This is a genomic window from Streptomyces sp. NPDC049541 (genome assembly GCF_044465725.1).
Classification (GTDB): domain Bacteria; phylum Actinomycetota; class Actinomycetes; order Streptomycetales; family Streptomycetaceae; genus Streptomyces.
In genome coordinates, this window is sequence record NZ_JBITLY010000003.1 from 644,324 (window position 1) to 657,607 (window position 13,284).

The following is a 13,284-nucleotide window of genomic DNA, read 5'->3' on the forward strand; positions in this document are numbered from 1 at the left end:
CGGGGCTGACGGCGCACGACGCCGGCATCGAGCACTGAAAGTCAACGGAACGGAACCTCACGGGGGTTGAGATGTACAAGGCGGTACGGGCGCGGCTGCGTGCCCTGGTGTGCAGGGCGCGTGCGGCGCGCAGGGACGCGGGGATGGTCACCTCGGAGTACGCGATGGGGATCGTGGCGGCGGTGGCGTTCGCGGTGGTCCTCTACAAGGTGGTGACCAGCGGACAGGTCAGCGCCGAGCTGCAGGACATCGTGAAGCGGGCGCTCGATGCGCAGATGTGAGCGGGGCGGGGACAGGGGCTTCGTGACGGCGGAGTCGGCCATGGTGCTGCCCGTGCTGGTGATGTTCGCGATGGCCCTGGTGGGGGCGCTGCTGGTCGTGGCCGCGCAGATCCAGTGCGTGGACGCGGCCCGGACCGGAGCGCGTGCCGCGGCCCGCCAGGACCCGGGCGACAAGGTCGTCCAGGTGGCCCGTGAGGCGGCCCCGCGCGGCGCGAGGATCACGGTCGACCGGGAGGGGGACCAGGTCCGCGTGGTCGTGGTGGCGAGACCGCTGCTGCTGCGCGGTCTGCCCTTCGACGTACGGGAGGAGGCCGTGGCCGCGGCGGAGGAGACCGTGGGGGTGGGGCCGTGACCGGCGGCTTCTCCGCCCGCCGGTGGGCCGTCCTCCGGGGCGGCGGGGACCGCGGTTCCGCCACCGTCTGGAGCCTCGGTGCGATCACCGTGCTGTGCGTGGTGTTCGGCGTCGTGCTCGCCCTGGGGCAGGCCGTCGTGGTCCGGCACCGTGCAGCCGGCGGTGCGGACCTCGTGGCGCTCGCGGCGGCGGACCACTGGGCGGACGGCACCGCGGCGGCCTGCGCCCGGGCCGACCGGGTCGCGCGGGCGCAGGGCATGCTGCTGGTGCGGTGCGTGATCGTCGGCGAGGTCTCGGACGTGACGGCGGCGTCGGGACGGGGGCCGTTCGCGGCGGAGGTCAGGGCACGGGCGGGACCTGCGGGGCCCCCGGACCAGGCTCCGCCACCGGCTCCTCCCCGGACTTCTCCTCCGGCGCCCCCCGCAACAGCACCGTGAGCAGCCGCACCGCGCCCCTCTTGTGCAGCGGATCGTTGCCGTTGCCGCACTTGGGGGACTGGATGCAGGACGGGCAGCCGGCCTCGCACTCGCAGGACGCGATGGCCTGGCGGGTGGCGGTGAGCCAGGCGCGGGCGGTGTGGAAGGCGCGTTCGGCGAAGCCCGCGCCGCCCGGGTGGCCGTCGTAGACGAAGACCGTGGGGAGAAGGGTGTCGGGGTGCAGCGGGACGGAGACCCCGCCGATGTCCCAGCGGTCGCAGGTCGCGAAGAGGGGCAGCATGCCGATCGACGCGTGCTCGGCGGCGTGCAGGGCGCCGCCGAGGATCTCCGGGTCGATACGGGCCTCGTCCAGCTGGTCCTCGGTGACCGTCCACCACACCGCGCGGGTGCGCAGCGTACGAGGAGGGAGGTCGAGTTTCGTCTCGCCGAGCACCTCACCGGTGATCAGCCGACGGCGCAGGAAGGAGACCACTTGGTTGGTGACCTCGACGGAGCCGTAGCACAGGCGCCCGTCGCCCCAGGGGATCTCGGTGTCCGTCTCCAGGACGGTGATGGACGTCGTGTCGCGGGCGACCGTCGAATACGACGGGCTCGCCTCCGTGACCAGGGCCACCGAGTCCTCCAGGTCCAGGGAGCGCACGAGGTACGTACGGCCCTGGTGCAGGTGGACCGCGCCCTCGTGGACGGTCGTGTGGGCGGCGCCCGCGTCGACCGTGCCGAGCAGGCGGCCGGTGCCGGACTCGACGACTTGGACCGGCCGGCCGCCCTCACCGCGGATGTCGGTGAGGTCGGCGGCCCGTTCCCGACGCGTCCAGTGCCAGGCCTTGGTACGGCGACGGAGCAGCTGCGCGGCCTCCAGCTGCGGCAGCAGCTCCTCGCAGGCGGGGCCGAAGAGCGCGAAGTCCTCGTCGGTCAGCGGCAGTTCCGCGGCGGCCGCGCACAGGTGCGGGGCCAGGACGTAGGGGTTGTCGGGGTCGAGGACCGTGGACTCCACGGGCTGGTCGAACAGGGCCTCGGGGTGGTGGACGAGGAAGGTGTCCAGCGGGTCGTCGCGGGCGACCAGGACGGCCAGTGCGCCCTGCCCGGAGCGTCCGGCGCGGCCCGCCTGCTGCCACAAAGACGCGCGGGTGCCGGGATATCCGGCGATCACCACGGCGTCCAGCCCGGAGACGTCGATGCCGAGTTCGAGGGCGGTGGTCGCGGCCAGGCCGAGGAGTTCGCCGGAGTGCAGGGCCTGTTCCAGGGCGCGGCGCTCCTCGGGGAGATAGCCGCCGCGGTACGCCGCGACACGCCGGGCCAGGGAGCGGTCGACCTCGGCGAGACGTTCCTGGGCGATCACCGAGATCAGCTCGGCGCCGCGCCGGGACCGCACGAAGGCGACCGAGCGGACCCCCTGCACGGTGAGGTCGGTCAGCAGGTCGGCCGTCTCGGCGGTGGCGGTACGGCGGACGGGTGCGCCCTTCTCGCCCTGCAGTTCGGTGAGCGGGGGCTCCCACAGGGCGAACACCAGTTCACCGCGCGGTGAGGCGTCGTCGGCCACCTCGACCACCGGGAGGCCCGTGAGGCGCCGGGCGGCGACCGAGGGCTCGGCGGCGGTCGCGGAGGCCAGCAGGAAGACCGGGGAGGCGCCGTAGCGGGCGCACAGGCGGCGCAGACGGCGCAGCACCTGGGCGACGTGCGAGCCGAAGACACCGCGGTAGGTGTGGACCTCGTCGATGACGACGTACTTCAGCGACTTCAGGAAGGAGGACCAGCGGGGGTGGGAGGGCAGGATGCCGCGGTGCAGCATGTCCGGGTTGGTCAGGACGTAGTTGGCGTACTGGCGCACCCATTCGCGTTCCTCGAACGGCGTGTCGCCGTCGTACACGGCAGGGCGTACGGCATTTCCCAGAGGTTGTGAAAGTTCCTTCACGGATCGGCACTGGTCCGCCGCGAGAGCCTTGGTGGGAGCCAGGTACAGGGCGGTGCTCCCGCGGCCGTTCGGGGCCTCGGAGCCGTCCAGGAGCGTCGAGAGCACCGGGACGAGGTACGCCAGGGACTTGCCGGACGCCGTGCCCGTGGCGACGACCACCGACTCGCCGTCCAGCGCGTGCTCGGCGGCGCGTGCCTGGTGGGCCCAGGGGTGCTCGATGCCGCAGGCCTGCACCGCGGCGATGACCTCCGGGCGAATCCGGTCAGGCCAGACGGCATGCCTGCCCTCGCGCGGGGGCAAGTGCTCCGTATGAGTGATGCGCGAAGCCCGGCTCGGCCCGGAGGCGAGCCGGCCCAGGACCGTGCCCGGGGAGAGCCGGGAGACGGGTTCCGTCGGGGATCGATCGGATCGGTGATTCTTGGCCATCGGCACCGAGTGTGTCACCGGCGTGACGGACAATGGGACCAAGGCGTCGTGCACGCCTGCCGGTAAGTGATTGAATGCCATCGCGGCTGGCGAACCGTCCCGGGGGCTCCTGCCGAGGTGTCCCGAGGGGCGACCGCTCGATAGCAAGGTGCTGGAGGATCCGTGGACCTGTCCCTGTCGACCCGTACCGTCGGCGATCGTACGGTCGTCGAGGTCGGTGGAGAAATCGACGTATATACCGCGCCCAAGCTGCGCGAGCAGCTGGTCGAGCTGGTGAACGACGGGAGTTTCCACCTCGTCGTAGACATGGAGGGCGTGGACTTCCTCGACTCCACCGGGCTCGGCGTGCTGGTCGGCGGCCTGAAGCGGGTGCGTGCCCATGAGGGCTCGCTGCGCCTGGTCTGCAACCAGGAGCGCATTCTGAAGATCTTCCGCATCACCGGCCTCACCAAGGTGTTCCCGATCCACACCTCGGTCGAGGAAGCGGTGGCGGCCACCGACTGACCACCGCCCCACGGAGCGGGAAAGGACCGCTCCCGAGGCGGAAGAAGTTCAATGAGGGGGCCCGGGCTTTCGGCAGCCCGGCCCCCCGACCGCACGCGCCCGTAGTTCTGAGGGGGATGCATGGCCACCGTTGAACTCCGCTTCAGCGCGCTGCCCGAGCACGTCAGGACCGCCCGACTGGTGGCGGCAGCGGTGGCGCGCAGGGCCGGAGTGGACGAGGCCGTACTCGACGAGGTCAGACTCGCCGTCGGCGAGGCCTGCAGCCGTGCCGTCGGACTGCACCAGAGCGCCGGGATCACGGCGCCGGTGAAGGTGCAGCTGGTCGAGGAGGAGAAACAGTTCTCCATCGAGGTCGGTGACGAGGCACCACGCTCGCATCCGGGAGACGGGGCGCCGGGTTCGGCCGGCGAGGACGTGGAGACCGAGGAGGACGAAATGGGCCTCGCGGTCATCAGCGGACTCGTCGACGACGTGGAGGTGTCCGCCGGCGCGCACGGCGGACTGATCCGCATGACGTGGCCGACCACACCACCGCCCACCGCGGTGCTCGCCTGACTCACCCCCGTAAGACGTCCAAGGGCCCTGCTGAGCAGGGCCCTTGGTGTTTTTCCGGCCGTTCCCGGGAATTCGTGAAGGAATTCACGATCAATCACCCGATAATTTGATCAAGCGTCAATGCAGGCGTCAATGCCTTTGAGGCATTACCTCTTTCGGGTTCTGTGGCTTGACGTCGATCATTTGCTGAAGAGCATGTGAAGGCCAATTCCGTTTACCGCGGACTGTTTTGATCAGGTCCCGGTACCTACAATCCGTCCACATCTTGAGCTCAGCCCAAGCGTCAAGGAGGACGAATGGCGGGGCTTTCTACCCCTCATCAGTTTGACCACCCCACGACCCTCGCAGCCGCAGTACTGACGGACGACAACCGGATCATCGTGACGGTCATCGGGGTCGTCGCGCTGGCCGCGCTCGTGGTCGCAGGCATCCTGGTACGCCAGGTGCTCGCGGCGGGCGAGGGCACCGACAGCATGAAGAAGATCGCGACGGCGATTCAGGAAGGTGCGAACGCCTATCTGGCCAGGCAGCTGCGCACGCTCGGCGTATTCGCCGTGGTCGTGTTCTTCCTGCTCATGCTGCTGCCCGCGGACGACTGGAATCAGCGCGCCGGACGATCGATCTTCTTTCTGATCGGCGCGGCGTTCTCGGCAGCCACCGGCTATATCGGTATGTGGCTCGCCGTGCGCAGCAATGTCCGTGTCGCCGCGGCGGCCCGGGAAGCGACCCCGGCGGAAGGTGAGCCGGAAAAGGATCTCACCGCCGTCTCGCACAAAGCCATGAAGATCGCTTTCCGCACGGGCGGCGTCGTCGGCATGTTCACAGTGGGGCTCGGTCTGCTGGGCGCCTCCTGCGTGGTGCTGGTGTACGCGGCCGACGCGCCGAAGGTGCTCGAAGGCTTCGGCCTCGGGGCCGCCCTGATCGCCATGTTCATGCGTGTCGGCGGCGGCATCTTCACCAAGGCCGCCGACGTCGGCGCCGACCTGGTCGGCAAGGTCGAGCAGGGCATTCCGGAGGACGACCCGCGCAATGCCGCGACCATCGCCGACAACGTGGGCGACAACGTCGGCGACTGTGCGGGCATGGCTGCCGACCTGTTCGAGTCGTACGCCGTGACCCTGGTCGCCGCGCTGATCCTCGGCAAGGTGGCCTTCGGCGACTCGGGACTGGCCTTCCCGCTGATCGTGCCTGCGATCGGTGTCGTCACCGCCATGATCGGCATCTTCGCGGTCGCCCCGCGCCGGGCCGACCGCAGTGGCATGACCGCGATCAACCGGGGATTCTTCATCTCCGCGGCGATCTCGCTCGTGCTGGTGGCGGCGGCCGTCTTCATCTATCTCCCGTCCAAGTACTCGGACCTCGACGGCGTCACCGATGCCGCCATCAAGGCCAAGGACGGCGATCCGCGGATCCTCGCGGTCGTCGCGGTGGCGATCGGCATCGTGCTGGCGGCCGTCATCCAGCAGCTGACCGGGTACTTCACCGAGACCAACCGCCGCCCTGTCATGGACATTGGCAAGACCTCGCTGACCGGCCCGGCCACCGTCGTCCTCGCCGGTATCTCGGTGGGTCTGGAATCGGCCGTCTACACCGCCCTGCTGATCGGTCTCGGCGTCTACGGGGCCTTCCTGCTCGGCGGCACGTCGATCATGCTCGCGCTGTTCGCGGTGGCGCTGGCCGGCACCGGCCTGCTCACCACGGTCGGTGTGATCGTCGCGATGGACACCTTCGGCCCGGTCTCCGACAACGCACAGGGCATCGCCGAGATGTCCGGCGACGTCACCGGCGCGGGCGCCCAGGTGCTCACCAACCTGGACGCGGTCGGCAACACCACCAAGGCCATCACCAAGGGCATCGCCATCGCCACCGCGGTCCTCGCGGCATCGGCGCTCTTCGGGTCGTACCGTGACGCGATCACGACCGGCGCGCAGGACGTCGGCGAGAAGCTCTCCGGAGCGGGCGCCCCGATGAGCCTGATGATGGACATCTCGCAGCCCAACAACCTCGTCGGCCTGATCGCGGGCGCGGCGGTCGTCTTCCTCTTCTCGGGGCTGGCGATCAACGCGGTCTCGCGGTCGGCGGGCTCCGTGGTCTACGAGGTGCGGCGGCAGTTCCGTGAGAAGCCCGGGATCATGGACTTCACGGAGAAGCCGGAGTACGGCAAGGTCGTCGACATCTGCACCAAGGACGCCCTGCGGGAGCTGACGACGCCGGGCCTGCTGGCGGTCATGGCGCCCATCGCCATCGGGTTCACGCTCGGTGTCGGCGCGCTCGGCGCGTACCTGGCCGGCGCGATCGGCACGGGCACGCTGATGGCGGTGTTCCTCGCCAACTCCGGCGGTGCCTGGGACAACGCCAAGAAGCTCGTCGAGGACGGCCACCACGGCGGCAAGGGCAGCGAGGCCCATGCCGCCACGGTGATCGGCGACACGGTCGGCGACCCCTTCAAGGACACCGCGGGTCCCGCGATCAACCCGCTGCTGAAGGTGATGAACCTGGTGTCGTTGCTCATCGCGCCAGCGGTGATCAAGTTCAGCTACGGCGACGACAAGAACCTCGGGGTACGGATCGTGATCGCGGCCCTTGCCCTGCTTGTCATCGTCGGGGCGGTCTACGTCTCCAAGCGGCGCGGGATCGCCGTGGGCGACGAGGGAGGCGCCGAGCGGGTGTCCAAGTCGGCCGATCCTGCGGTGGTTTCGTAGGCGGCCCCACGAGACCCGGCTCAAGAGACGGGCGGGAGGCGCGTGTTGACGCGTCGCCCGCCCGTCCGCTGTTTTCACACCCTCGCCGTGAGCCTTCTCTCGCCTGGTGTAATTAGTCACAAAAGGTGTCATAGTCATCGTTCGGCATGCGGCTGTCACCCGCCCGGCGTGTATGTTCCGGGGCCGAGAGCCATGGAAGGGACCAATCCGGTGAACAAGAAGCTCGCGGCCGCACTGTCCGGCGGTGCGGTACTGGTACTGGCGCTGTCGGGATGCACCAGCAGCAGCAAAGGCAACGACAAGCTGGATGCCTGGGCCAAGCAGGTCTGCGACGCGGTGCAGCCGCAGGCCAAGAAGATCGAGGCCGCCAATGCCGCGATCCAGAAGCAGACCTCGGACAACAGCACGCCGGAGGACGTCCGCAAGACCGACGCCCAGGCCTTCCAGGACATGTCGGACGCCTACAAGGCGATCGGCGACGCGGTCCAGAAGGCCGGGGCCCCCGATGTCGACAACGGCGCGAAGAAGCAGACGGACGCGGTCAAGGAACTCGACGACATCGCCGCGTCGTACGCCGCTCTGAAGAAGCAGGTCGACGGGCTCGACGTCAAGGACCAGGCCAAGTTCGCCGACGGCCTCAAGGGCATCGCCACCTCGCTGGACAAGCTGAGCTCGAGCGGCAACGACGCCCTGAAGAACCTCGAGGCGGGCGACGTCGGCACGTCGATGGCCAAGCAGTCCAGCTGCAAGAGCGCTTCCACCGCCCCCTCGCCGGCGGCGAGCTGAGCCAAAGCTGCAGCCGACCCCTCCGCCCCGCCACAATGGGGGCGTGAGTACCTCAGGCCTGCCCGCCCTGCCCGCTGCCCCTGCTCCCGGCCGCCGTGACGTCACCGCCCGGCTGCGGGACGCCCTGCTCGGGGCGTCCTTCACCGCCGACGGGCTGCTCGAGCTGCTCGGCGCCCCCGCGTACGCGGCGCTGGCGCGCAGCGAGACCGTGCCCGCACTCCGGGCGACCCGTGGCGACACGCCGCTGGAGGTGCTCGTACGGCTGTTCCTGCTGCAGCAGCCCGTGCCGCACGCGCGCGTGGCCGACGTCCTGCCCGTCGAGGAGTGTCTGGAGGACGGCTGGCTGGTGCGTGTCGGCGGGGCCTCCAACGACGTGGCCGCCACCGTGGACGTACGGCCGTACGGCGGGCCCGGCGGCGAGGACTGGTTCATCGTGTCGGACCTCGGGTGCGCGGTCGGCGGAGCGGGCGGGATCGGCAGCCGTGAGGAGGGCGTCGTCCTCGGCGTCGGCGGCGCGTCCACGACCCTTGCGGGCATCACCGTCCGTACGCCCGTCTCCGCCGCCCTCGACCTCGGCACCGGCTCCGGCATCCAGGCGCTGCACGCCGCGCAGCACGCCACGCGTGTGACGGCGACCGATCTCAACCCGCGCGCGCTGCACATCACCGCGCTCACGCTGGCGCTCTCCGGCGCTCCGGCGGCCGAGCTGCGCGAGGGCTCGCTGTTCGAGCCGGTGCGCGAGGACGAGACGTACGACCTGATCGTGTCGAACCCTCCCTTCGTGATCTCCCCCGGCGCCCGGCTGACGTACCGGGACGGCGGGATGGGCGGGGACGATCTGTGCCGCACGCTCGTTCAAGGTGCGGGCGACCGCCTGAACGAGGGCGGTTTCGCGCAGTTCCTCGCCAACTGGCAGCACGTGGAGGGGGAGGACTGGCAGGACAGGATCAGGTCGTGGGTGCCGCGCGGCTGCGACGCGTGGATCGTGCAGCGCGAGGCCCAGGACGTCACGCAGTACGCCGAGCTGTGGCTCAGGGACGCCGGTGACCACCGGGGCGACCCGGCCGAGTACCAGGCGCGCTACGACGCCTGGCTGGACGAGTTCGAGGCGCGCAAGGTGAAGGCCGTCGGGTTCGGCTGGATCACCCTGCGCAGGACGACGGCCGCCGTGCCCTCGATCACCGTCGAGGAATGGCCGCACCCGGTCGAGCAGCCTCTCGGCGACACGGTACGGGCGCACTTCGACCGCCTCGACTATCTGCGCGCGCACGACGACGCGGCGCTGCTGGAAGGGCACTTCAAGCTCGTCTCCGAGGTCGTCCAGGAGCAGGTCGGGCTGCCCGGCGCCGAGGACCCGGAGCACGTCGTACTGCGCCAGAACCGGGGCATGCGCCGGGCCACCAAGGTGGACACGGTCGGCGCGGGCTTCGCGGGCGTCTGCGACGGCTCGCTGAGCGCGGGCCGCATCCTGGACGCGATCGCCCAACTGGTCGGCGAGGATCCGGTGTTGCTGCGCGACCGTACGCCGGCGCAGATCAGAGTGCTGGTGGAGCAGGGATTCCTGGAGCCGGCGCAGGGGGCGTGACAGACCCGCAAATCCGTGCCGCGTCCCGAAAACGGCTGTTCGTGCGCCCCCGGCAAATTGGGCTGCGAGAAGGTCGTCGACAAAGCGAACGAGTTGCTGCGGAACAAGCTCTGCAGCAACTAATTCGAGTCGACCTGGGAGCCGGGATGCGAGCGGATCGGTACGGCTGCGTGGCCCACGGAACGGCTGGGGCCGCGGGGGAAGCCCGGGCGGGTCCCGGTCCCGGGTGAGTCCGTGCGTGCGCCGGCTCCGCGTTCACCCAGGGTTCGCCTGTGCGCCGCCCACGCGTGTCAGTCTCGCCGGGCGGGGCACTCGCGAACGGGAGAAAAGGGGCACGGCAAGCCATGGAGAGCGGACCGGCGATCTACGCGGGAGTGGTGTTCGCCCTGTTCGGAGGGGGGCTGCTGACATGGACCGTGACCCGGGTACGGCACCGCGAGCCGGTCGCCCACGGTGTGAGCCCCGTCGCATCGGCGACCCTCGCGAGCCTTGCCTCGGTGATCATGCTGGCCCTCGGGACATGGTGCCTGACCCGGGTCTGAAAGGAGCCCCGGAGCTGCGGCTTGGTTAATTGAGAGGTGATCCTCCGGACTGGCTCGAAAAGACCGGTGGGTACTCCGGGCGGCAGGAATGGCGGTAGTCGGGTTACCGTTCGAGTGGCCGTTGCGGGCTTTTCCCGTTTGACACGGGGGCGGGATGTACCGTCACACTCCGCAGCGTCACCACGACCCGCCCTCGGGACCGAGAAGCCCCCGGGGAGGCCCCAGCGTCGACCGGAGAGAAGAGCGAAGTTGTCCCCGACCAGCGAGACCGCACACGGCGGCCGCCGACTCGTCATCGTCGAGTCGCCTGCCAAGGCGAAGACGATCAAGGGCTACCTCGGCCCCGGCTACATCGTCGAGGCGAGCGTCGGGCACATCCGCGACCTTCCCAACGGTGCCGCGGAGGTGCCGGAGAAGTACACCGGTGAGGTCCGCCGCCTCGGTGTGGACGTCGAACACGACTTCCAGCCCGTCTATGTGGTCAACGCTGACAAGAGGGCCCAGGTCAAGAAGCTGAAGGACCTGCTCGCCGACTCCGACGAGCTCTTCCTCGCCACCGATGAGGACCGCGAGGGCGAGGCCATCGCCTGGCACCTCCTGGAGGTGCTCAAGCCCAAGGTCCCGGTCAAGCGCATGGTGTTCCACGAGATCACCAAGGACGCGATCCGTGAGGCCGTCGCCAACCCGCGCGACCTCAACAAGCGCATGGTCGACGCCCAGGAGACCCGCCGCATCCTCGACCGTCTCTACGGCTACGAGGTCTCGCCGGTCCTGTGGAAGAAGGTCATGCCGCGCCTGTCGGCCGGCCGTGTCCAGTCCGTCGCGACCCGACTCGTGGTGGAGCGGGAACGCGAGCGCATCGCGTTTCGTTCCGCTGAGTACTGGGACCTGACGGGCACCTTCGCGACCGGCCGCGCGGGGGATCCGTCGGACCCGTCGTCGCTGGTCGCCCGCCTGCAGACCGTCGACGGCAGGCGCGTCGCGCAGGGCCGCGACTTCGACTCCCTGGGACAACTCAAGAGCGCGAACACCCTTCACCTCGACGAGGCGAACGCCCGCGCCCTCGCCGCCGCCCTGGAGAACACGCAGTTCTCGGTGCGCTCGGTCGAGTCCAAGCCGTACCGCCGCTCGCCGTACGCCCCGTTCCGTACGACGACGCTGCAGCAGGAGGCGAGCCGCAAGCTCGGCTTCGGCGCGAAGGCCACCATGCAGGTCGCGCAGAAGCTGTACGAGAACGGCTACATCACCTACATGCGTACGGACTCCACGACGCTGAGCGACACCGCCGTGGCCGCCGCCCGCACCCAGGTCACACAGCTGTACGGCGCCGACTACCTGCCGTCGGCCCCGCGGACGTACGCCGGCAAGGTCAAGAACGCGCAGGAGGCGCACGAGGCGATCCGGCCCTCGGGTGATCGTTTCCGCACGCCTGCCGAAACGGGCCTGACCGGCGACCAGTTCAAGCTCTACGAGCTGATCTGGAAGCGGACCGTCGCCTCCCAGATGAAGGACGCGACCGGCAACTCCGTCACGGTGAAGATCGGTGGCACGGCCGCCGACGGCCGGGACGTCGAGTTCAGCGCGTCCGGCAAGACGATCACCTTCCACGGCTTCCTGAAGGCCTACGTCGAAGGCGCCGACGACCCGAACGCCGAGCTGGACGACCGCGAGCGCCGGCTGCCGCAGGTCGCCGAGGGCGACCGGCTCAGCGCCGAGGAGATCACGGTCGACGGGCACGCCACCAAGCCCCCGGCCCGCTACACCGAGGCCAGCCTGGTCAAGGAGCTCGAGGAGCGCGAGATCGGCCGTCCGTCGACGTACGCGTCGATCATCGGCACGATCCTCGACCGCGGCTATGTCTTCAAGAAGGGCACGGCGCTCGTCCCGTCCTTCCTGTCCTTCGCCGTGGTCAACCTCCTGGAGAAGCACTTCGGGCGGCTCGTCGACTACGACTTCACCGCCAAGATGGAGGACGACCTCGACCGCATCGCCCGCGGCGAGGCGCAGTCCGTGCCGTGGCTGAAGCGCTTCTACTTCGGCGAGGCCAACGGCATCGGCGGCGCGGCCGAGGCGGGCAACGGCGACGGGGACCACCTCGGTGGCCTCAAGGAGCTGGTGACCGACCTGGGCGCGATCGACGCGCGCGAGGTGTCGTCGTTCCCGGTGGGCAACGGCATCGTGCTGCGCGTCGGGCGCTACGGCCCGTACATCGAGCGCGGCGAGAAGGACGCCGAGGGCCACCAGCGGGCGGACGTGCCCGACGACCTCGCTCCGGACGAGCTGAGCGTCGAGCTCGCCGAGGAACTGCTCGCCAAGCCGAGCGGTGACTTCGAACTCGGTGCCGATCCCGTGACCGGCCACCAGATCATCGCCCGGGACGGCCGCTACGGCCCGTACGTCACCGAGGTGCTCCCCGAGGGCACCCCGAAGACCGGCAAGAACGCCGTGAAGCCGCGTACGGCCTCGCTGTTCAAGTCGATGTCGCTGGACACGGTGACGCTCGAGGACGCGCTCAAGCTGATGTCGCTGCCGCGGGTCGTCGGTACGGACGCCGAGGGCCAGGAGATCACCGCGCAGAACGGCCGCTACGGGCCGTACCTGAAGAAGGGCACGGACTCGCGTTCGCTGCAGTCCGAGGAGCAGCTCTTCACGATCACCCTCGAAGAGGCGCTGCAGATCTACTCGCAGCCCAAGCAGCGTGGCCGTGCGGCCGCCAAGCCGCCGCTGAAGGAGCTGGGCACCGACCCGGTCAGCGAGAAGCCCGTGGTCGTCAAGGACGGCCGCTTCGGGCCGTACGTCACCGACGGGGAGACCAACGCGACCCTGCGCTCCGGCGACAGCGTCGAGGAGATCACCCCCGAGCGCGGCTTCGAACTGCTCGCCGAGAAGCGGGCGAAGGGGCCCGCCAAGAAGACGGCGAAGAAGGCCCCCGCGAAGAAGGCCCCGGCCAAGAAGGCGACGGCCGCCAAGAAGACGGCTGCGAAGAAGACGACGACGGCGAAGAAGACGGCTGCCAAGACGACCGCCGCCAAGAAGACCACCGCCAAGAAGGCGACGGCTTCGAAGACGGCGACGGACGACTGAGCCGGGGCACCTTCCCCACGGACGCTTCGCAAAACGAACGCCCCGATATCGCTTTGGTGTCGGGGCGTGCGCACGTCCGCACGCGCGCCCCGGGCTGTCAGTCCGTCCCGATAGGCTG

11 protein-coding genes are annotated in these 13,284 nt (G+C 69.9%); 10 read left to right on the forward strand and 1 reads right to left on the reverse strand.

Features of this window, described 5'->3' with window-relative positions:
• The first annotated feature begins 71 nt into the window (after positions 1 to 71).
• The 3 genes from ACIBW9_RS15275 to ACIBW9_RS15285 are packed head-to-tail and all read left to right on the forward strand — an operon-like array spanning position 72 to position 1,070.
• Positions 72 to 281: a DUF4244 domain-containing protein gene (locus ACIBW9_RS15275; RefSeq protein ID WP_266958184.1), complete on the forward strand. Its 210-nt coding sequence runs from the start codon at positions 72 to 74 to the stop codon at positions 279 to 281.
• Positions 268 to 633 (forward strand): TadE family type IV pilus minor pilin, encoded by a 366-nt coding sequence (locus ACIBW9_RS15280; RefSeq protein ID WP_398955010.1) that lies wholly within the window; start codon positions 268 to 270, stop codon positions 631 to 633. Before ACIBW9_RS15275 ends, ACIBW9_RS15280 begins: the two co-directional genes overlap by 14 nt.
• Positions 630 to 1,070 (forward strand): Rv3654c family TadE-like protein, encoded by a 441-nt coding sequence (locus ACIBW9_RS15285; protein ID WP_398955012.1) that lies wholly within the window; start codon positions 630 to 632, stop codon positions 1,068 to 1,070. The genes ACIBW9_RS15280 and ACIBW9_RS15285 overlap by 4 nt, the downstream gene beginning before the upstream one ends.
• Here the strand turns inward: ACIBW9_RS15285 and ACIBW9_RS15290 are convergent.
• Complete coding sequence (locus ACIBW9_RS15290) at positions 973 to 3,489, reverse strand: DEAD/DEAH box helicase (protein ID WP_398955014.1); 2,517 nt, start codon at positions 3,487 to 3,489, stop codon at positions 973 to 975. The two genes, ACIBW9_RS15285 and ACIBW9_RS15290, sit on opposite strands and share 98 nt — an antisense overlap.
• Positions 3,490 to 3,570: 81 nt before the next feature.
• Here ACIBW9_RS15290 and bldG point away from each other — a divergent pair, with 81 nt between their 5' ends.
• From bldG to topA, 7 genes are all read left to right on the forward strand, one after another.
• Positions 3,571 to 3,912 (forward strand): anti-sigma factor antagonist BldG, encoded by a 342-nt coding sequence (gene bldG, locus ACIBW9_RS15295; RefSeq protein WP_003975386.1) that lies wholly within the window; start codon positions 3,571 to 3,573, stop codon positions 3,910 to 3,912.
• A gap of 120 nt (positions 3,913 to 4,032) precedes the next feature.
• The gene (locus ACIBW9_RS15300; protein ID WP_398955016.1) at positions 4,033 to 4,467 is read left to right on the forward strand and encodes an ATP-binding protein; all 435 of its coding nucleotides are present in this window, start codon (positions 4,033 to 4,035) and stop codon (positions 4,465 to 4,467) included.
• Between the two features lie 296 nt (positions 4,468 to 4,763).
• Positions 4,764 to 7,169: a sodium-translocating pyrophosphatase gene (locus tag ACIBW9_RS15305; protein WP_398955019.1), complete on the forward strand. Its 2,406-nt coding sequence runs from the start codon at positions 4,764 to 4,766 to the stop codon at positions 7,167 to 7,169.
• Positions 7,170 to 7,361: 192 nt separating this feature from the next.
• Entirely contained in the window at positions 7,362 to 7,955 is a 594-nt protein-coding gene (locus ACIBW9_RS15310) for a small secreted protein (protein ID WP_398955021.1), read from the forward strand.
• Positions 7,956 to 7,998: 43 nt separating this feature from the next.
• Complete coding sequence (locus tag ACIBW9_RS15315) at positions 7,999 to 9,540, forward strand: methyltransferase (RefSeq protein ID WP_398955023.1); 1,542 nt, start codon at positions 7,999 to 8,001, stop codon at positions 9,538 to 9,540.
• A gap of 344 nt (positions 9,541 to 9,884) precedes the next feature.
• A complete protein-coding gene (locus ACIBW9_RS15320) occupies positions 9,885 to 10,082 on the forward strand; it encodes a hypothetical protein (protein ID WP_398955025.1) in 198 nt (65 codons plus the stop codon).
• A 249-nt stretch (positions 10,083 to 10,331) separates the two neighbouring features.
• Positions 10,332 to 13,166 (forward strand): type I DNA topoisomerase, encoded by a 2,835-nt coding sequence (topA, locus tag ACIBW9_RS15325; protein ID WP_398955028.1) that lies wholly within the window; start codon positions 10,332 to 10,334, stop codon positions 13,164 to 13,166.
• Positions 13,167 to 13,284 lie beyond the last annotated feature (118 nt).

Coding starts and splice junctions, on each gene's coding strand:
- ACIBW9_RS15275 (WP_266958184.1), top strand. CDS start 72: ATGTACAAGGCGGTACGGGCGCGGCTGCGTGCCCTGGTGTGCAGGGCG.
- ACIBW9_RS15280 (WP_398955010.1), top strand. CDS start 268: ATGCGCAGATGTGAGCGGGGCGGGGACAGGGGCTTCGTGACGGCGGAG.
- ACIBW9_RS15290 (WP_398955014.1), bottom strand. CDS start 3,489: ATGGCATTCAATCACTTACCGGCAGGCGTGCACGACGCCTTGGTCCCA.
- ACIBW9_RS15300 (WP_398955016.1), top strand. CDS start 4,033: ATGGCCACCGTTGAACTCCGCTTCAGCGCGCTGCCCGAGCACGTCAGG.
- ACIBW9_RS15305 (WP_398955019.1), top strand. CDS start 4,764: ATGGCGGGGCTTTCTACCCCTCATCAGTTTGACCACCCCACGACCCTC.
- ACIBW9_RS15310 (WP_398955021.1), top strand. CDS start 7,362: ATGGAAGGGACCAATCCGGTGAACAAGAAGCTCGCGGCCGCACTGTCC.
- ACIBW9_RS15320 (WP_398955025.1), top strand. CDS start 9,885: ATGGAGAGCGGACCGGCGATCTACGCGGGAGTGGTGTTCGCCCTGTTC.